Raw genomic sequence first — 15,692 nt, forward strand, 5'->3', positions numbered from 1 at the left:
CTTGATCGATTCAGCTTCGAATTGCTGAGGCAGACTCAGTTTCACAATTCACCAAGAATTGGATCAACTGTAATCAAACGTCATTTGGGTTGTGAGCAGGCTGCCGCTCGAGAACGTGCGATTTCCTTTTGCCATGCCAGAAGCAGATCCTTGCTGATCTCCTGTAGCTTTTTCACGTCCGTGATCGTGCTGATATCGCGACTGCGCTGCTCGAGATCGAACTGTTGGCCAAGTGTCAGAGCAATCGGCTCCATGGTGACGTCGGCGAATTGCGATCAAGGTATCCGCATGCTCCCGGTTCGTCGTAACAATGGGTACGTTTCATGGGTGATGTGTTCTCCTGCATACACGGTTTTGATGACAGAGCGTTGCCTGTTGTCGTGTTTTGACCTGCCTTGACTGAATTGTTCTCAAGATGGAGCTGCTAGCAGGATTTCATGCATTTTTCTTGGTCGCAACATCTCGAGCTGGCCCGATCTGTTGAGGCTGCTAGCGATCAGGAGTGCGGTGCTGCTCTCGCACTAATGGGGGTTGGGCTGGCATTACTGCTTCGTGATCTTGAAGACGACTTTGTAAACGCACCAAGCGCTGCGGTTCGACGCCCACGACTCTGAACAATATTGGTGTTTGAACTTGGTTGTTATACGTTGACATCCAAAACGTTCACAAGATCGGTTGCCTACGATGAATAAAGATTGAGGTGAGACATTGGAAGGTTCCGGTCAAAACCTTGAACGACGCTATCGACTTGAAGTTTGGAGAGAATCTGACAGCTGGATGCAATCCAGATGCAGCGATTTAGTGGAGCTGGATCGTGAGCGGGATGCTGCCTCGATCTACTTGGAGTTCCGTTTGAAGGGAGCTGCTTGACTCAATTCGGTGATTCAGCCACGGGCAAAGAAACAGCAACGAGAAGCGCAATCCCGATCTCGCAAACTGCTATGACCAGTTCGGTGACGATGCCCATGGTTAGTTGCGGTTCTCGTCGATGGTCGGAAGGTCACTGGGACGCATCAGGGCGAACACCACAGCGGCAGTAATCACGATGCCGACGCCGATCGTGGCCATGATCGCTGTTGTGTAGTCGCCCATCAATTAACCCATCACTTCTAATACCTTACACGAATGTAACGCTCTGTGAAGCTCTTCTCAGGTTTTGGCTTCTGGCTTCACAGGTTGGAGCGTTGTGCGCGTTCTAGGCGTTCGTTGCCGCGGCGATGGATCTCGTGGGCGAAGTCGGTCCAGGTGCCCTGCCCCCAATACCGGAAACAACTGGTTTCCAGCAGCAGCACATGGAGAAGGGCCTCTTGATACGGCTTGGTGCTCGTAATGGAGGGATCTTCAACAACGCTCTGGTCAAACGACCCATGAAACGCCGCGCTCAGCTGGTTCATGGGGCCCAGCACATTGGCGTACCCCTCGACCCAGCTCAGGTTGTTGGTCCAAGACGCGCCTTCCATACTGAAGCCGGCATCGGCGACACTCAGCCGGCTTATCGCGTTTTGAATCTCCTCAGCAGAGGCGTTGTCCCCAGCTTCAGACCAGAGACGCTGTTGTTGGGCCGCTTGGATGGTTGGAAAGTGGTTGGGGGTCACACCATTCCGCTCAAGGGCTTCGATGTATTCACTGCCGTTGATCGCCACGGTGCCGTTGGGGTTGTCACGCACTTGGCGATTGGCCTGCCGGAACGCTTCAGGAAACTCATTCATCATGACGCCCCCGTTTTCCCCATCGGCAATCTGGCTCACAAGCGATGGCACCTCGACGTCGCCGAGTTGTTGGCGTTCGCAGCCCATTGCTTCGTAATAGGGCTGCATCTGCCCCACGAGCTTGGTGTCGGACCCTTGGGTCTTGACCAGCGCCGTGATGCTGATCTCCTCTCCTTTGCTGTTCCTGGCGAGAAGTCGATTGGGAACAAAGCACTGGCTGCGATGCAGAGGGGTGCCGTCCATACGTTCAACGCTGTGCTCCTGAACAAGAAGCCACTGATATCCCGCCTCTTTTAGGGCTTTGACAAATTCGAACAGGGTGTCGGGATGGTTCGGCAATGCCATTTCCGGCGGTGAAAACCCCTTGACCCGCTCCAGGGCCGCTCCACCGAAGCAGGCTTCAAATTGCTGTTGCCAGGCACTGATTTGCAGCTTTAGGTCAGGGATAGGTGTGGATGGGGCAACGGCATGGCTCCAGAAGGTTCCAAGCCATTCCACATGCGACTGCATCAGCGGATCACAAGCGAGATAACGCAGTGCATCGCCGATATCGCGACGCCCCATCTGTTCGATTCCCCACAGCAGATTGCCCGAGTAATCGAGCATGATTCTTGGATCGCAGCCTTCGTTGATCAGTTCAGGTAGAAGCTCGGCGAGGCGGCGGTAACAGTGGGCGAAAGGTTCGGCATTGTGGTTATCACCCTCATTGGGGTGATTGAGCATGTGTTGAAGATGGGAGATCAAGCTGTTGTCGGCTCCAGCTGGCACCGTCGGTTGGTGCATGTGGAGAGCACAGGCGAACCCTGAACGCAGCTTGTCAAGCGTGATAGCGCTGTTCGACCAGACGTGACGCGGTTTCAGCATTAAGGCTGCTACGTGCTGCTCACGCCCGCTGATCGGTGGACAGCTTGTCATGGGACTCCGCTCGTTATTGCCAGCCGGCGCGCGGTGTTTGGCGCAGCATGCCTTCCCAATGATCACTCCATGTGTGCTGATCGCCAAGACCGGCCAGCAACTCAACATCCGCGGGCGCCTGATCCAGCCGCTGTCTCCAGCTGGTGATGTCTTCTGCTTGATCAAGCCAAATGGTTAGTACCTCTTGGCGAATTGCCTCAACATCCCAATGTTGTTGGTCAGCAATGTGTTGCGACCAGTGCATCAATTCGTCGAGGCTGAGTGGTCTGAAGCCCATTAATTTCAGACCTGTAATTTGCTCTAATTCAAAACGTCGTAGAACATCTCCGAGTCCAAAGAAGTGGAGAAGGATCATGCGCTTGATCACTTTCCTGCGGAATTTAAGAGCTTTTGCTGAGTTAAACTGTTCAGATTGATGAACTTTGTTCTCGGAAATGTTTCGGTTTGGTGCTCAGGCAAGCTTTGGCACTCGCGCCTGGAGAGTGCCAAGATTTACTCAGCTCTCCTTGGGGCGATGCCTCTCATCAATGTACGCACTTCGCTGCCAGCGCTTCAGGATGGACCGGCGTTGTTGCAGGAGCTTTCTTCCGAGTTGGCCAGCCAGACAGGGAAACCTGAGGCCTATGTGATGACCCTTCTTGAACTGGGAGTGCCGATGACTTTCGCTGGAAACCATGAGCCCTGTGCTTATGTCGAGGTGAAATCGATTGGCGCACTCCGGCCATCGGCGATGACTGCCGCGTTCTGTGAACTGATCCAGGCACGCACAGGAATCCCTGCTAACCGGGTGTACATCAGCTTTGAAGATGTGCAGGCGAGCTGTTGGGGGTGGAATGGCAACACCTTTGGGTGATGCCCCTTCATACTGAGGCCGAAATCGTGCTCTGGTGGTGACCAGCTCAGTTCCCGGCGCTCCAGGCAACCCACGTCAGACCTCGTTGATCGCATCCTTGCGTGAGCGCTTCCGTTTGGCAGAACAGAACCGTGATGCCAAGGCCAAGCGGGCTCTCTTCCGCGAAGCTGTCTATCTCGGTATCCAGCCGCAGGTGTTTTCAGAGATCCATTGAGCAGCTCACGGTTGCTGCTGTTCAAAACACTGTGGGGCTGGACGGCGTCCCTGGACCAGGCTTGTGTATCGGCTGCAAGCGATCGGTTTGACGGCCTTGAAGTCAATCTCGACCACTCCTGTCTCGAAGCCCTTAATCCAGAAGCGATCCGACGTTGCGTCTCCGATGCAAACCAGCATCTGATCCTTGAAATTGTTACTGGGGGGGATTACACCCCCGATCTCAATTGCTCTCCAGCACAGCATTTTGATCAAATTCAGCGCGGCTTGGAGCGGGCTATGGCGCTGACCCCGCTCAAGATCACGCTGATCACCGGCAGCGACAGCTGGGATGAGGTCGAGCAGCATCGCTTTCTTGACAGCGTTCTGGATCAGATTGATGCCTGTTCCATTCCGGTGACGCTCGAGACGCATCGCAGTCGTTCCCTGTTCGACCCCTGGCGGATGCCGGCCTGGCTGGCCCGCCATCCACGCCTTCGGCTCACAGCGGATCTGAGTCACTGGTGTGCGGTGTCGGAACGGCTGATGACGCCCGACTTGCCCCCCATTCAGGCGATGGCCGCTCGGGTTGATCACATCCATGCCCGCGTCGGCCATGCGCAGGGGCCCTCAGTCAGCCACCCTTTCGCACCGGAATGGGCTGAGTCCCTCGAGAGCCATCGCCGCTGTTGGCAGTTGTTTCTAGATAAGAGCGCCATGCCCGAACGGCCGATCACGATGACGCCAGAGTTCGGCCCCGATGGCTACATGCCGCTTCATCCATTTACAGCTGAACCTCTTGCGGATGTTCAGCTCCTCAATACAAAAATGGCCTCTTGGCTGCGCTCCACAATGCTGATTCCGGCTGATTCCAGCCGTTCTCGGTAGAGACCCTGCCAGTGCAAGATCCTTCGTTCCAGCCGATGCGGCGGTCCTGGCTTGAACTCGTCTTGGTATCCGTGCTGGGCTGATTCAACCAAAGCCTTGTCTTCCTCCAGAAAGGTGAGCATTTGCATCAGCCAGGTGTCTGCTGAGGTTGAATCCATGGCGTCGCTGGTTGCGAACAAGCGCAATTGCATCGTGCATCGATCGGGTTGATCGGGAATAAATTCCAGAAACGCCAACCGTCCGTCTGGCCAGACCAGAAGATGGCTCCATGGCGGCAGCCCGAAGGTGAGGAAGCGTCCACCGTCTGGGTGAGGAGTTTCCAGAAGGTTGTTGTGGCGGCTGAAGCGATGGCGGTAATCCCGCACTGGCCCTTGTTCGCGGTGCAGCGTTGTCGGATGGGCAATGGCGACGTGGTAGTCGTCAAGTGTGTTGTCGTGGGCGATCTTCCAATTGCAGGCCAGGTTGCTTCGGCTCTGCCGCAACAAGTCGGATGCAGCGTTCCATGCGCCTCCGGCTTCGGTATGAATCAGCTGCAGCTGCTCTTCGAGCGTTAGGGCCTGGTCGCTCAAAGCGATCCAGATCAGTGGGCCATCAATGCGGCAGGCAAGCTCTTGCAACCTCCATTCCCGCCGGTCAAAGTTCTGCTCAAATTCTGCTTCTCGTGCCGCCGCCAGCAGTTCCCCGCGTAGGTCGTAGGTCCAGCCGTGATAAGGGCAGATCAGACGCCTACAGGGCTGCCCTGTTTCGGCCCTTGGCCGGAATGCAACACCGCGATGGGGACACCGATTGCGAAAAGCACGGGGCTGCTCTCCCGTGGGCCAGGTAAGCAGAAGGGGCTGATCCAAGACGGTGACCTCCAGCACCTCACCTGGATGGAGGTGGCTGATAGCTGCAACTGGATGCCAGTAATGATTGGCGTAGGTGTGGCTGTCCCATTGGTGCATCGCGTCGCTGCGATAGGGCGATGCTGGAAGGAACGGCTGATTCAAAACGGTTTCACTCAGGACAGTGCCGGCTCCAGCTCTCGCATGGTGGCGGAGAGGGACCGACGCATGGAGAGGAAGTTGCTGCTTAAGCGCAGCTGATCAAGATCGGTTTTATCGAGATCAACATCGAGGGAGCGGATAATTCGCCCTGGATTGGGGGCAAGCACGTGAACGCGCTGGGCCAAAACCAAAGCTTCTTCCACGTCATGGGTAATCAGCAGAACTGTCAGGCCTGTTCGTTGCCAGAGCTTGAGAAGAAAGTCCTGCATCGATTCGCGGATCTGTAAATCCAGAGCGCCGAAGGGTTCATCCAGCAGCAGGATGCTGGGGTTGGTGGCGAGGGCCCGCGCTATAGCTACCCGCTGCTGCATTCCGCCCGACAGTTCGCGCGGCAATTTTGTGGCGGCGTCACTCAGCCCAACCACTTCGAGGAAATAGGCGGTTCGCTCCTTGATCTCTTCTGCTTTCATCCGCTGAAGTCGCATGCCGAAGGCAACGTTCTCAGCGGCGTTCAGCCAGGGATAGAGGCTGTATTTCTGAAACACCATGCCCCTGTCTGGCCCAGGACCAGAGACTGGTGTGCCGTCGACAGCGATGCTGCCGCTACTCGGTTGATCCAGACCAGCGATCAGCCGCAGAATCGTGCTCTTCCCGGACCCAGAGCTGCCCACCAGGGCCATGAAGTCTCCGGATTGCATGGAAAACGACAAGTTATCGAGGATCAATTTTTCCCCGAAACGCTTGCTGAGGTTGTTAACGATCAGTTCCATGGCTCACACCGCCCATTTGCAGCTGAGACGCAACAGCAGCCGGAATCCCATGTCGATGGCGAAGCCGATTAAGCCGAGAACGATCAACTCGGCGAAAATCTGATCAGTACGGAAAAAGCGCTGAGCGAGCTGAATGCGTTTACCGAGGCCCACTTCCGCGGCCACGAGTTCAGCCACCACAACGAGGTTCCATGAGGTTGCGATGTTGATCCGCAACGTGTCGATGATGCTGGGCAGGCTGTAGCGGGCAACGACTTGCACCAGCACCTGCCGGCTGCGACCACCCAAGGTGAGGGTGGTTTCAATGAGTTCCTTTGGAACGAACTTCACAGCATCCATCACCATCAGGATGTTGAAGTAAATGGTGCCGAGAAAAATCAGTGCGATTTTCGGCTCCTCACCGATGCCCAGGTAGATGATCAGCAGAGGGATGAAGGCCGCTGCAGGCATGTAACGCAGCATGGCGATCAGCGGCTCGCAGATGGCGCAGATCGCCGGGTACACCCCCATGCAGATGCCGATCGGTACCGCCAGAAGTGTGGCCAAAAGAAATCCTCCGAACACACGGCCAGTGCTGGCGATGATGTCTTGGAAAAGGATTCCGCTCTCGGCCATGGAGGCCAGGGAGCGGAACACGGCCTGCGGAGAGGGCAGGAACTTTTCATCCACCAGGCCAAGGGAGGCGATGGCGGTCCAGATCAGGAGGGGCACCAGCAGTGATGCCACCTGCAGGCCGCCACGCACGGCCTTGGATGGCATGGCACCAAGGGTGAGGAGGGAGAGAAGACCAGTGCTTCTCTCCTTGCTGGCAGCGGCGGCCGTAGCAGTCATCAGGAGGCGGCGACCTTCTTGATGAAGCTGTCGTCAAACAGCTTGCTCATGTCTGGTTTCTCAGGGATGAAGCCCACTGAAACCATGAAGTCGGCCATCGATTCAGCGGCGAATGGCATGAACTTCATACCCTCACCGTTGCTGAAGGCCTCGAGGTTCTCCTCGATGGAGAAGAAGCGGGTGCCGTCCTTGTACTGCTCGTATTCCTCGGTGGGAATGCCGGCACGCTTGGCCATGATCGCCTCGGATTTTTCGGGGTTCTTCACCATGAACTCGCGAACGTCCCACCAGGTCTTCACGATCTTCTGCACATCGTCGGGACGGTCCTTGATCAGATCACCGCTGACGGTGAGCAGATCAGGAATGGCACCGGGGTATTCCTTGGAACTGGCGATCACCTGAGCACCTTCTCGCTGCATCGCGGTGCCGGTGTAAGGAGGGAAGGCCCCAACGGCATCCACCTGACCAGCCGCGAATGCAGTGGCTGCCTGATCGGTGGGCATGCCTTTGATCACTACGTCGTCGCGGCTAAGGCCCGCATCCTTGAGGGCCAGGCTGAGCAGGTAGTCGTCCACGACGCCTTCCTCAACAGCAACGGTCTTGCCTTTGAGATCGGAGATGGATGTGATCGAGGCGTCGGCGATGATTTGGTCATTGCCGGCAGAATTGTCGTTCACCAGAACCACTACTTCACCGCCGTTCTCACCCGGCAGGAAGGAAATGGTGTCGTTCAAGGTTTGGGAGTTGCCGTCGATCTTGCCTGCGGCGAAGGTTTCCATCGATTGCACATAGCCGTCGAACCACTTCATCTCCACGTTCACGCCGTTCTTTTCGAACAGCTTTTCCTCCACGGCAATGGCCCAGGGCCACCATCCGGCCCAGTTGCTGTAGCCCAAAACAATCGGAGTGCCGCCCACCGTCGGGGTGGAGGGCTTGGAACAGGCAACGGCCAGCATGATGGCAAGGCCGGCGAAGAGAAGGTTGCGTAGTTGTTTGGTCATGGCATGGGCGTGAGGAACAGGAGGTTGGATTGATCTGCTCAGGCGGTGGCCAGAGCAGGGGCTGTTGCGGTTCGGCTGGCGAGTGCTTGCCGCACCCAGATGTGCCAGGCATCCAGGCCTTCGCCTGTGAGGGCGGAGACCTCAATCACCGTGGCGTTGGGGTTGATGCTGTGGATGTTGCGGCGGATTGCCGCAACATCCACAGGCAGGTGGGGCAGAAGATCCACCTTGGTGATCAGCACCACATCCGCGTTGCGGAACATCAGCGGGTACTTGAGCGGCTTGTCGTCGCCCTCGGTAACGCTCAGCAACGCGACTTTGTGGTGTTCCCCAACGTCGAATTCCGCTGGGCAGACGAGGTTGCCCACGTTCTCCACGAGCAGCAAATCCAGCGCGGAAGGATCCAGCCGCTGTTGCAGCAACTTCAGGCCACCACTCACCATTGCCGCATCAAGGTGGCAGGCTCTGCCTGTGGTGATGGGGACGACCGGGATGCCAACAGCTTCCAAGCGGTCGGCATCCAGTTGGGTAGTCATGTCGCCCTCTAGGACGGCCATGCTGAGTTCGCGAGCCAAGGCTGGGAGGGAACGCTCGAGCAGAGCGGTTTTGCCGGCGCCCGGGCTGCTCATCAGGTTGAGGCAAAGCAGATCCCAGCTCTGGAAATGCTTGTTGTTGTGTTCGGCCTGATGGGTGTTGGCTGCAAGCAGGTTGAGGCCGAGGGTGTCCTCGAGAGGCATATGCATGGCAAAAAAGAGGGGTATTGGGTTTCAGCGCTGACGCTGGATTGGGGCGGACTCAAGGGCAGCGGCGGCTTCGCTGCGGTAATCGATGCTGCGGATGCGCAATTCCCTACCGCTGACGATTTCCTCAAGTGGGTGATCGCAGCAGGGAGAGCGGTAGGCGTTTTCCGGTAAGGGGTCGTAGGTGCCGTTGCAGATCAAGCAGCGGCCAACAAAGGGGATTTCCGTGATCGTGAGCTGGGATCCATCCAGCCAGGTGCCCTGTACTGCAGCGTTGTAGGTGGTCACCAGCTGATCGGGTTCAACGCAGGTGAATCGCCCCACATCGAGGTGAACGGTTTCGACCATCGCGGAGGTGTCCTTGCGACGGTCGCGCCATTCATTCAGGGAGATCAGCAGGCACTTGGTCATGTCGACTTCATGCATGGCCTATCTCCACTTCTGATCAACGTTCATGTTGCAGGTATCTCTGATCCACTCCGGCTTCTCTTTGCGGGGCAACTGACCGCTCACCACAAGGTGGGCCATGGTGTCGCAAATCACACGGGTTGCCATCAGGGACGTCATGTCACTGATGTCGTAAGGCGGCGACACCTCAACGATTTCCAGACCGCAGACGGGAACGTTTCGCACGATCAGCTCGAGCAGTTTGAGGGCTTCCCTGGGCATCAGTCCACCCGGTTCGGGCCAGCCAGTTCCCGGCACGAAGCCGGCATCGATGCAGTCAATGTCGAAGGAGATGTAGACGCAGTCCGTGCCATCAGTGGCTCGCTCAATGGCGTACTGAGCTGCGGCTTCCAACCCCATTTCGGTGATGTCGGTCACCGTGAGCACATTGGTGCCCCGCTCCCTGCAGACTTTGACTCCTTCCCGAGGCACTTGCCAGCCACCAATGCCCAGCTGCACGAGATTTTCTGCCGGAGCATTGGCCATGTTTGTGGCATGGAACCACGGGCAGGTGTGCATCCGCTCGTCCAGGTCGATCTCCTGGGTGTCGACGTGGCGATCGAAATGGATGATTCCCACTTTTTTGTCGCCGAGATGGCGGCAGACCCCACGCACCGTGGGGAAACCGATCGAGTGGTCGCCACCGAGGATGATCGGGAAGGCGCCGCTGGAGAACACGTGGGCGATGCCTTTGGAGATCTGATCGAAGCTCTTCTCGTTGTTGGCAGGGATCGTGAAGATGTCACCCACATCGCAGAGGGTGATCTGTTCGCGTAGGTCCACCCCCATTTCGTAGTTGTAAGGGGTGTAGAGCGCTGAAATTCGTCGAATGCCTTGAGGGCCGAAGCGCGTTCCGGGCCGGTAGGTGGTGCCGCAGTCGTGGGGAACGCCAACGATGGCGACGTCGTAGTTGCCCACTTGGTTCACGTCTTCCAGGTAGGGCGCCTTCATGAAGGTGTTGATGCCGGCGAAATGCGGCAGCTCGCCTCTGGAGAAGGTGGAGATGTTGCGGTCAACAATGCTTTCGGCGGCTTCAAGCCCGAAGCGTTTGGCTTGATCAACTTCTTGCTGCCAGCCGGTGAGTGGAAGCTTGCGTTCTTTTTCGAGTGCCTGCATGCCTTCGCTGGGATGCGAGCGCTGGAAGGCCCCCGAGGGGTCCGATGGGGATGACATCTAATAAGGGAGTGTGCGTTGGGGCGGTCTCCCGGGCTTTTATCCCTCCGTGCAACCGGCAAAGCCGGTGGAAACCTCTTGGACCAGGCATCCCTGTGTAGAGATCGGAACCCTAGGTTTCATCCGCAATTTCACTGTCTGCGGCTTTGATGCCCTTCGGAGTGTGAACCGCTACAAATGATCGTTGTGGACGATTTTGCTGAACAATGTTGTTGGGTAACAACAGCTGCTAACACCGGGTAATAAGCCAACTCGCGTTGTCAATCACGTTGCTTAGATTTTGCCCAAAACGAATGATTGCTGTGAGTGAATCTTTCGGTGGTCAGTCTGGCGACGAGGTGAATGCCACTGTCTCGCAGTGGTGGCGCCAACGGGTTCAGCACCTCATTGATTGCGGACGTCCAAAAGATGCTCGATGCCTGTATTTGGAGTTCGGGGAAGATAGTTCAGGAATCCTGAGCATCTGACAACAATGCATAAAAAAGGAGGGTTCCCTAGGCCCTCCCGAAATCGACGCATTACCCCTCACCGGGGTCAGCTAATTGTTATGCATAGAGCACTGAGGTGCTGTAAGTGTTGTTACCCATTCCTGGTTGCATGGTTCAACTTAAGGATTGTTCTTGCTGTCGAAGGGTCTCGTAGGCCTGCCATAGGCCGTCAACCTCGGAGCACACCGCCTGCTTGTTGCAGACCCGGTAACGCCCTCGACCAATGGCATCAATGGTTGTGCCCTTGGACGTGGCGCAGATGCGGCTGATGCTTTCCATGGAACTCCCCTATTGATTCAAGGATCTAACGCTGCGAAGGTTCCCCTTGCATGGTTTATTTGCACTTCTAAATTTCTTTGAAGAGATCAAAGAACCACGGCTGAGCAGGCGGCCCTCCTTGGTTCTGTGTGATCTGTTCCCACGTCAGTGAGCTGACTGTCTTGGCCCCTCCAAGGATTCTCTGGTTTCACCACGCTGGTTAGGTGGCGATCCGTGCAACGGGTTCCTGTTCACGCCCATAAAAAAACCGGGACACGCCCGGTTTCAGTTTGAGGTCCGTGTGTTGAGTTGAGATCGCTCAGGCTTTGGAGGGTTTGGTTGTGAGTGCAGCCGACATGGCGGTGGCCAAGAGCATGCATCCGGCGACGGCAAGGAAACCCATGATTCAGGATCAATGTCTCAGGGATCATTCCCCCAGCTGACCTCAGCTGTTGTTGCCGTTGGCACGGAATCCGGAAGATCCATCGGTTCGCAGACCCTCGTTTGTGTTCAGAGGCGTCTCCTCGCGGTCCAGGCATGAGGAGCAGAGCAATTTCCCCTTGTTGCGCCAGTAGGCCGCCATGGAGCGTTCGATTCGCATTGAGCATCCTTCACAGCGAAATAGCGGCATCGACGGTTGCGCAATCCAGACCTTTTAACGCAGAGCAGCTGCTGAACTGGTGTTCTCTGTGACGATGGGTGCGCGTCCGTCGTCCCAGAGCTGTGATGAAGGCGTTGCATTGGTTGCTGCTCACCCTGTTATCGCCTGTGGCCCTGGGGGCGACGGCGTTTCAGCCCTTGGATCGAGTGCAAGGTTGGTTGATCGAGCGTCGTTTGGATGACATGCAGGAGCCCATTTGTCGTGCCTCTGTGCCAGGTCATGGCACCTGGTTCTCGGCAAGGGTTCGCTTGGATGCAGATGACTTGGTCGTGGTCCCTGAGGGACTGCAACCTCCTGATGAAACGGCCCTCAATGCTGTTCGTGAGGCCCTACAGCGCTGTCGCGACAGTGTTCTTTATCTTTGAACCGATAAAGCTTTGTGGCTGGTGGTGCTGCCGCTGTGAAAGCGAGCTATGAAATTAGGGTCGGCCTTTGCAACAAACGTCGACTCCTCACACCACCCGAGCCTTCGCTAACCGCGGGGGCTTTTTTTTGGACCGATCCCAAATAACATCTTTTGATTTTTTGCTCAGGGAAAATTTTTCGGGTGTGATGTTGTTAACAGCTGATGTCTGATGTATTGCATCGAGAGGCTTGAGTCGGGGGGGCAGTGGATCCAGGAGATCTGCTTCAAAACGGAGTTCAAAGCCTTTGTGAATGCCCGCACCAAATCACGCGCCACCCTGAAGACCTATCGCGTGGTTCATGCCACCTGGAATCAGGTGGTTACGGTTGTTCAGGGATCGCCTGAATCCCATTGAGAGCCGTTGGCTCTTTCATTTAGGGTCCATCGTGATCCCGAAGACTTCAGGTCACTTCCTGGGATGGGGAATGTCCTGAGCCATAACCATGGCCTCGGCGCCCTTGGGCATGATTCTCACGCGGTACCTCAGCAGCGAAGGTTGGGTGGAGGAGTGTTCCCACGCCAATGCTTTTGATGCCTATATCGACGCACGACGGCGCTGTGTGCTTCGTGGCAGTCCATACCTGCTGGTGGATGCGGAGACCGGAGGCACGGTCTCGGTGCTCACGGTGAAGCAGTGTTTGCATCAGTACGGTGTCGATGGTGATCTGTCCGCTTGATCTCTTTGGTTGATTTCTTCGGTTGATTTTTTCGCTGGATCGATGCAAGAGCCGGCAGGATGGCTGTTGCTGAAATCTCTCCATGGCGACGTTCCTGGTCACTGGCGCCAACCGTGGGATCGGCTTGGAATATTGCCGTCAGCTCAAGGCCCGGGGTGATGACGTGGTGGCGGTTTGCCGTCAAAGAAGTGATGAACTTGTCTCCCTGGGGGCAAGGGTTGAATCAGGTCTCGAGCTGAGTGACAGTCAATCCATCGATGATCTGGTGAACCGCCTGGCGGGTTTGTCCTTGGATGGCGTCATCCTCAATGCGGGAATCCTGCAGTCGATGGGGTTCTCCGATCTTGATCCCAATGGGATTCGCCGCCAGTTTGAGGTGAATGCCTTGGCTCCGCTGCTGCTAGCCCGGGCTTTGGTGAATCAGATGCCCCATGGCGCCAAGTTGGTGTTGATGACCAGCCGTATGGGCTCCATTGATGACAACACCTCCGGAGGGTCCTATGGCTACCGGATGTCGAAGGTGGCTCTCAACATGGCGGGAAAGTCATTGGCGATTGATCTGGAGCCGCAGGGCATCGCCGTTGCAATTTTGCATCCTGGTTTGGTGCGGACTCGCATGATTCAGTTCAATCCAAGCGGTATCGACCCGGAGCTAGCGGTGGAGGGTCTGTTGGCTCGGATCGATGCTTTGACCATGGACAACAGCGGCAGCTTCTGGCATGCCAATGGTGAGCCGTTGCCATGGTGAGACGGGAGAAACGTTTTGGGTTTTGATCCGCGTCATTGGTCTGGCGCCCATGCTGAACAAAGGGTCACCAGCAATGTCGAGGCGTTGCTGGCCGAAAATGATGCCCTGCGTCGTGAGGTGCGGCGGCTGAGTCGCGAGTTGGAACGTTTGCAGCGGCAGCAACGCCAACGCTTTCGCACCGAAACGACCTCCCATCGCTCTTGGAGCGAGCCATCGGCCCAAGCCCCGCCGCGCATCAGCAGTCAACAGGTGCGGGGCTGGGGACAGTCCCTTGCACAGCAGCCGGGATGGAGTGCCCTGCGTCAGCGCGGGTTGGAGTCGTTGGTTGATCAGCTCAACCGCAGCAGTTTTCCTTCCCAGCTGACTCTTGAGCAGCGATTGGATCGGCTGGTTCCTGGTTTGGGGACTGATCTGCTGGCGGCTCTGGGATCCAAGGCGAGCAAACAAACAGCAGCAGTCTTGGCAGCTTTTGCCTTGTTCGGCGTTCGAGCCAGCGAATGGCTGGATGAGGATCCACGGCGGGTGGTTGAACAACTGCGTCAGCGACAGGAACGATCCAGCTCAAATCGGCAGGGACGTCGCACGCGAAGTGATCAAAGGCGAACAGATCGTGTGGACTTTGGACATCCCCGTGATCCACGGATTGCAGCTTTAGATGTCCTCGGGTTGGACGCCAACGCTTCGATGGCCCAGATCAAGCAGGCGCACCGCAAACTGGTGAAGCAGCACCATCCCGATCTTGGCGGTTCGGCTGAGGCTTTTCGCCGCGTTAATGAAGCGTATCAACGCTTGGTGAACTAACTCAGCTCCACCAGGCCTTCTGGATGTTTGTTAGCGGTGTGTCTGCATACTTGAAATAGTCAAGGTCGATGAGCGGGTCGACATTGCAGGCTTTGCCTCTGCTGATTGCCTGAGCGATACGCTCAATTCCATCGTCGGCTGAGAGCGCTCTCCCAAATTTGTCGGCGCCGTAGAAGCTATGCAGCAACCCAGTTTCCAAGATGCTGATTGCTCCTATAAAGCCAAGGGTTGCTCCCTCTGAGCGGCTTGAGGAAGCCATGAATGCTGTGACTTCCAATTCTCCGATGGGGGTGGTGTCATACCCAGCAATCAGATGGATCCAGTCGTGATGCGCGAGTGCTGCGTTACCGGCACCGAGTTCACCGGGAAGTTTGAATCCTCTTGATTGGTAAAACTCCCAGAGACTGCGTCCAAGGCTGCCCTGGGAACAGTTTTTGAGGTTGTCCCAGCGTGCAAACTCATCAGGATCAGCCGTGACACATACGCCATAGGCGTGATCACCGTATTTTTTCAAGAGGTCCTGAAAGGCAGGATCGCTTTGATCATCGCCTTCTCCGATCCAGTTGCAGCGGTAAAAATCTGTTGTTGCCTGGGTGATGGCGTTGTATGCCAATTCCCTGGCGAGGTTCAGGATCTCGCTGTTGATGTTCAGTGAGTTGGCCCAATGATCAATGTCCCTACTCAACGTCTCCGGGATCGGATTGCAAAGCATTTCGAAGGCGATCAGCAGTTCCAAAAGCTCTTGGCGCTCCGATGCTTGCGTCAACGTCTCTGCCAACGTTTCAACCTCAATTCCGGGATGGCCGGAGAAGTCAATCTCAGCGTCAAGCAGCTTCAGGAAAAGGGTGTGGGCAAGGTCCTGTTGAAAAGACGTGTACCAGTGGCCTTCAATTCTGTGGACTTGCACCAGTGCTGATGCCAGGAGATTGGCTTGTTCGTGCGAATTATGAATTAGGAACATCGTTCCAGCACGCCCTGAAGAAACCAATGCATAGCGATGGATCGCGACTTCTAAGCGGTCTTGTCCGATGATTGAGATCAAATTGGGGTGATTGCATGCCAGTGGAATTTGGGATCGTCTGCATCGGTGCAGGCATCGCTATCGGTATCTCCTTGGGTGTGGCGGTTTGGTTTGAACGTTGGAAAGC

22 protein-coding genes and 1 riboswitch are annotated in these 15,692 nt (G+C 56.4%); of the genes, 8 read left to right on the top strand and 14 right to left on the bottom strand.

The window, feature by feature from the left end:
* Positions 1–80 precede the first annotated feature (80 nt).
* The 4 genes from SynPROSU1_RS05690 to SynPROSU1_RS05700 all read right to left on the bottom strand — a co-directional run bounded on the left by SynPROSU1_RS05690 (position 81) and on the right by SynPROSU1_RS05700 (position 2,979).
* Positions 81–254, bottom strand: coding sequence for a hypothetical protein (locus SynPROSU1_RS05690; RefSeq protein WP_186571920.1), 174 nt, complete (start codon positions 252–254; stop codon positions 81–83).
* A gap of 715 nt (positions 255–969) precedes the next feature.
* Entirely contained in the window at positions 970–1,092 is a 123-nt protein-coding gene (locus SynPROSU1_RS13930; protein ID WP_255444823.1) for a hypothetical protein, read from the bottom strand.
* Positions 1,093–1,169: 77 nt separating this feature from the next.
* Entirely contained in the window at positions 1,170–2,624 is a 1,455-nt protein-coding gene (locus SynPROSU1_RS05695; protein WP_186571921.1) for a glycosyl hydrolase family 57, read from the bottom strand.
* A 13-nt stretch (positions 2,625–2,637) separates the two neighbouring features.
* Positions 2,638–2,979 (bottom strand): hypothetical protein, encoded by a 342-nt coding sequence (locus SynPROSU1_RS05700; RefSeq protein ID WP_186571922.1) that lies wholly within the window; start codon positions 2,977–2,979, stop codon positions 2,638–2,640.
* A gap of 159 nt (positions 2,980–3,138) precedes the next feature.
* Here SynPROSU1_RS05700 and SynPROSU1_RS05705 point away from each other — a divergent pair, with 159 nt between their 5' ends.
* Genes SynPROSU1_RS05705 through SynPROSU1_RS05715 form a run of 3 tightly spaced genes read left to right on the top strand, consistent with a single transcriptional unit; the run spans position 3,139 to position 4,557 of the window.
* A complete protein-coding gene (locus SynPROSU1_RS05705; RefSeq protein ID WP_186571923.1) occupies positions 3,139–3,477 on the top strand; it encodes a phenylpyruvate tautomerase MIF-related protein in 339 nt (112 codons plus the stop codon).
* Between the two features lie 37 nt (positions 3,478–3,514).
* A complete protein-coding gene (locus SynPROSU1_RS05710) occupies positions 3,515–3,691 on the top strand; it encodes a hypothetical protein (protein ID WP_255444824.1) in 177 nt (58 codons plus the stop codon).
* Positions 3,688–4,557: a sugar phosphate isomerase/epimerase gene (locus tag SynPROSU1_RS05715; RefSeq protein WP_186571925.1), complete on the top strand. Its 870-nt coding sequence runs from the start codon at positions 3,688–3,690 to the stop codon at positions 4,555–4,557. The genes SynPROSU1_RS05710 and SynPROSU1_RS05715 overlap by 4 nt, the downstream gene beginning before the upstream one ends.
* On the opposite strand, the gene SynPROSU1_RS05720 is transcribed toward SynPROSU1_RS05715, so the two are convergent.
* From SynPROSU1_RS05720 to SynPROSU1_RS05760, 9 genes are all read right to left on the bottom strand, one after another.
* Positions 4,479–5,501: an aromatic ring-hydroxylating dioxygenase subunit alpha gene (locus SynPROSU1_RS05720; RefSeq protein ID WP_186572270.1), complete on the bottom strand. Its 1,023-nt coding sequence runs from the start codon at positions 5,499–5,501 to the stop codon at positions 4,479–4,481. The two genes, SynPROSU1_RS05715 and SynPROSU1_RS05720, sit on opposite strands and share 79 nt — an antisense overlap.
* 56 nt (positions 5,502–5,557) lie before the next feature.
* A complete protein-coding gene (locus SynPROSU1_RS05725; RefSeq protein ID WP_186571926.1) occupies positions 5,558–6,313 on the bottom strand; it encodes an ABC transporter ATP-binding protein in 756 nt (251 codons plus the stop codon).
* Positions 6,314–6,316: 3 nt separating this feature from the next.
* Positions 6,317–7,144 carry an ABC transporter permease gene (locus SynPROSU1_RS05730; protein ID WP_186571927.1) on the bottom strand — a complete coding sequence of 276 codons (828 nt, stop codon included), beginning with the start codon at positions 7,142–7,144 and terminating at the stop codon, positions 6,317–6,319.
* Positions 7,144–8,145, bottom strand: a complete 1,002-nt coding sequence (locus SynPROSU1_RS05735) for an ABC transporter substrate-binding protein (RefSeq protein ID WP_186571928.1) — start codon at positions 8,143–8,145, stop codon at positions 7,144–7,146. Before SynPROSU1_RS05735 ends, SynPROSU1_RS05730 begins: the two co-directional genes overlap by 1 nt.
* A gap of 38 nt (positions 8,146–8,183) precedes the next feature.
* Positions 8,184–8,888: a hydrogenase nickel incorporation protein HypB gene (hypB, locus tag SynPROSU1_RS05740; protein ID WP_186571929.1), complete on the bottom strand. Its 705-nt coding sequence runs from the start codon at positions 8,886–8,888 to the stop codon at positions 8,184–8,186.
* A 24-nt stretch (positions 8,889–8,912) separates the two neighbouring features.
* Complete coding sequence (locus SynPROSU1_RS05745; RefSeq protein WP_186571930.1) at positions 8,913–9,311, bottom strand: hydrogenase maturation nickel metallochaperone HypA; 399 nt, start codon at positions 9,309–9,311, stop codon at positions 8,913–8,915.
* Positions 9,312–9,314: 3 nt separating this feature from the next.
* Positions 9,315–10,505, bottom strand: coding sequence for an agmatinase (gene speB, locus SynPROSU1_RS05750; RefSeq protein ID WP_186571931.1), 1,191 nt, complete (start codon positions 10,503–10,505; stop codon positions 9,315–9,317).
* A gap of 26 nt (positions 10,506–10,531) precedes the next feature.
* Positions 10,532–10,632: riboswitch (guanidine-I (ykkC/yxkD leader) on the bottom strand.
* Between the two features lie 475 nt (positions 10,633–11,107).
* A complete protein-coding gene (locus SynPROSU1_RS05755; RefSeq protein ID WP_186571932.1) occupies positions 11,108–11,272 on the bottom strand; it encodes a hypothetical protein in 165 nt (54 codons plus the stop codon).
* 424 nt (positions 11,273–11,696) lie between these two features.
* Positions 11,697–11,834, bottom strand: a complete 138-nt coding sequence (locus tag SynPROSU1_RS05760) for a hypothetical protein (protein WP_255444826.1) — start codon at positions 11,832–11,834, stop codon at positions 11,697–11,699.
* A 143-nt stretch (positions 11,835–11,977) separates the two neighbouring features.
* Here SynPROSU1_RS05760 and SynPROSU1_RS05765 point away from each other — a divergent pair, with 143 nt between their 5' ends.
* From SynPROSU1_RS05765 to SynPROSU1_RS05785, 5 genes are all read left to right on the top strand, one after another.
* The gene (locus SynPROSU1_RS05765; RefSeq protein WP_186571934.1) at positions 11,978–12,277 is read left to right on the top strand and encodes a hypothetical protein; all 300 of its coding nucleotides are present in this window, start codon (positions 11,978–11,980) and stop codon (positions 12,275–12,277) included.
* A 210-nt stretch (positions 12,278–12,487) separates the two neighbouring features.
* Positions 12,488–12,673, top strand: a complete 186-nt coding sequence (locus SynPROSU1_RS05770) for a hypothetical protein (protein ID WP_186571935.1) — start codon at positions 12,488–12,490, stop codon at positions 12,671–12,673.
* Positions 12,674–12,761: 88 nt separating this feature from the next.
* Positions 12,762–12,995: a hypothetical protein gene (locus SynPROSU1_RS05775; RefSeq protein ID WP_255444827.1), complete on the top strand. Its 234-nt coding sequence runs from the start codon at positions 12,762–12,764 to the stop codon at positions 12,993–12,995.
* 82 nt (positions 12,996–13,077) lie between these two features.
* Complete coding sequence (locus tag SynPROSU1_RS05780) at positions 13,078–13,743, top strand: SDR family oxidoreductase (protein WP_186571936.1); 666 nt, start codon at positions 13,078–13,080, stop codon at positions 13,741–13,743.
* Positions 13,744–13,758: 15 nt separating this feature from the next.
* A complete protein-coding gene (locus SynPROSU1_RS05785; protein WP_186571937.1) occupies positions 13,759–14,544 on the top strand; it encodes a J domain-containing protein in 786 nt (261 codons plus the stop codon).
* A gap of 1 nt (position 14,545) precedes the next feature.
* Here SynPROSU1_RS05785 and SynPROSU1_RS05790 read toward each other — a convergent pair whose 3' ends face one another.
* A complete protein-coding gene (locus SynPROSU1_RS05790; RefSeq protein ID WP_186571938.1) occupies positions 14,546–15,586 on the bottom strand; it encodes a hypothetical protein in 1,041 nt (346 codons plus the stop codon).
* Positions 15,587–15,692: the final 106 nt, after the last annotated feature.

It is taken from the genome of Synechococcus sp. PROS-U-1 (assembly GCF_014279755.1).
GTDB lineage: Bacteria > Cyanobacteriota > Cyanobacteriia > PCC-6307 > Cyanobiaceae > Parasynechococcus.

What these genes read in the sequence shown, in the direction of transcription:
- SynPROSU1_RS05690 (WP_186571920.1), bottom strand. Translation starts at nt 254, where the DNA reads ATGGAGCCGATTGCTCTGACACTTGGCCAACAGTTCGATCTCGAGCAG.
- SynPROSU1_RS13930 (WP_255444823.1), bottom strand. Translation starts at nt 1,092, where the DNA reads ATGGGCGACTACACAACAGCGATCATGGCCACGATCGGCGTCGGCATC.
- SynPROSU1_RS05695 (WP_186571921.1), bottom strand. Translation starts at nt 2,624, where the DNA reads ATGACAAGCTGTCCACCGATCAGCGGGCGTGAGCAGCACGTAGCAGCC.
- SynPROSU1_RS05700 (WP_186571922.1), bottom strand. Translation starts at nt 2,979, where the DNA reads ATGATCCTTCTCCACTTCTTTGGACTCGGAGATGTTCTACGACGTTTT.
- SynPROSU1_RS05705 (WP_186571923.1), top strand. Translation starts at nt 3,139, where the DNA reads ATGCCTCTCATCAATGTACGCACTTCGCTGCCAGCGCTTCAGGATGGA.
- SynPROSU1_RS05720 (WP_186572270.1), bottom strand. Translation starts at nt 5,501, where the DNA reads ATGCACCAATGGGACAGCCACACCTACGCCAATCATTACTGGCATCCA.
- SynPROSU1_RS05725 (WP_186571926.1), bottom strand. Translation starts at nt 6,313, where the DNA reads ATGGAACTGATCGTTAACAACCTCAGCAAGCGTTTCGGGGAAAAATTG.
- SynPROSU1_RS05730 (WP_186571927.1), bottom strand. Translation starts at nt 7,144, where the DNA reads ATGACTGCTACGGCCGCCGCTGCCAGCAAGGAGAGAAGCACTGGTCTT.
- SynPROSU1_RS05735 (WP_186571928.1), bottom strand. Translation starts at nt 8,145, where the DNA reads ATGACCAAACAACTACGCAACCTTCTCTTCGCCGGCCTTGCCATCATG.
- hypB (WP_186571929.1), bottom strand. Translation starts at nt 8,888, where the DNA reads ATGCATATGCCTCTCGAGGACACCCTCGGCCTCAACCTGCTTGCAGCC.
- SynPROSU1_RS05745 (WP_186571930.1), bottom strand. Translation starts at nt 9,311, where the DNA reads ATGCATGAAGTCGACATGACCAAGTGCCTGCTGATCTCCCTGAATGAA.
- speB (WP_186571931.1), bottom strand. Translation starts at nt 10,505, where the DNA reads ATGTCATCCCCATCGGACCCCTCGGGGGCCTTCCAGCGCTCGCATCCC.
- SynPROSU1_RS05755 (WP_186571932.1), bottom strand. Translation starts at nt 11,272, where the DNA reads ATGGAAAGCATCAGCCGCATCTGCGCCACGTCCAAGGGCACAACCATT.
- SynPROSU1_RS05760 (WP_255444826.1), bottom strand. Translation starts at nt 11,834, where the DNA reads ATGGCGGCCTACTGGCGCAACAAGGGGAAATTGCTCTGCTCCTCATGC.
- SynPROSU1_RS05765 (WP_186571934.1), top strand. Translation starts at nt 11,978, where the DNA reads ATGAAGGCGTTGCATTGGTTGCTGCTCACCCTGTTATCGCCTGTGGCC.
- SynPROSU1_RS05770 (WP_186571935.1), top strand. Translation starts at nt 12,488, where the DNA reads ATGTATTGCATCGAGAGGCTTGAGTCGGGGGGGCAGTGGATCCAGGAG.
- SynPROSU1_RS05775 (WP_255444827.1), top strand. Translation starts at nt 12,762, where the DNA reads ATGGCCTCGGCGCCCTTGGGCATGATTCTCACGCGGTACCTCAGCAGC.
- SynPROSU1_RS05780 (WP_186571936.1), top strand. Translation starts at nt 13,078, where the DNA reads ATGGCGACGTTCCTGGTCACTGGCGCCAACCGTGGGATCGGCTTGGAA.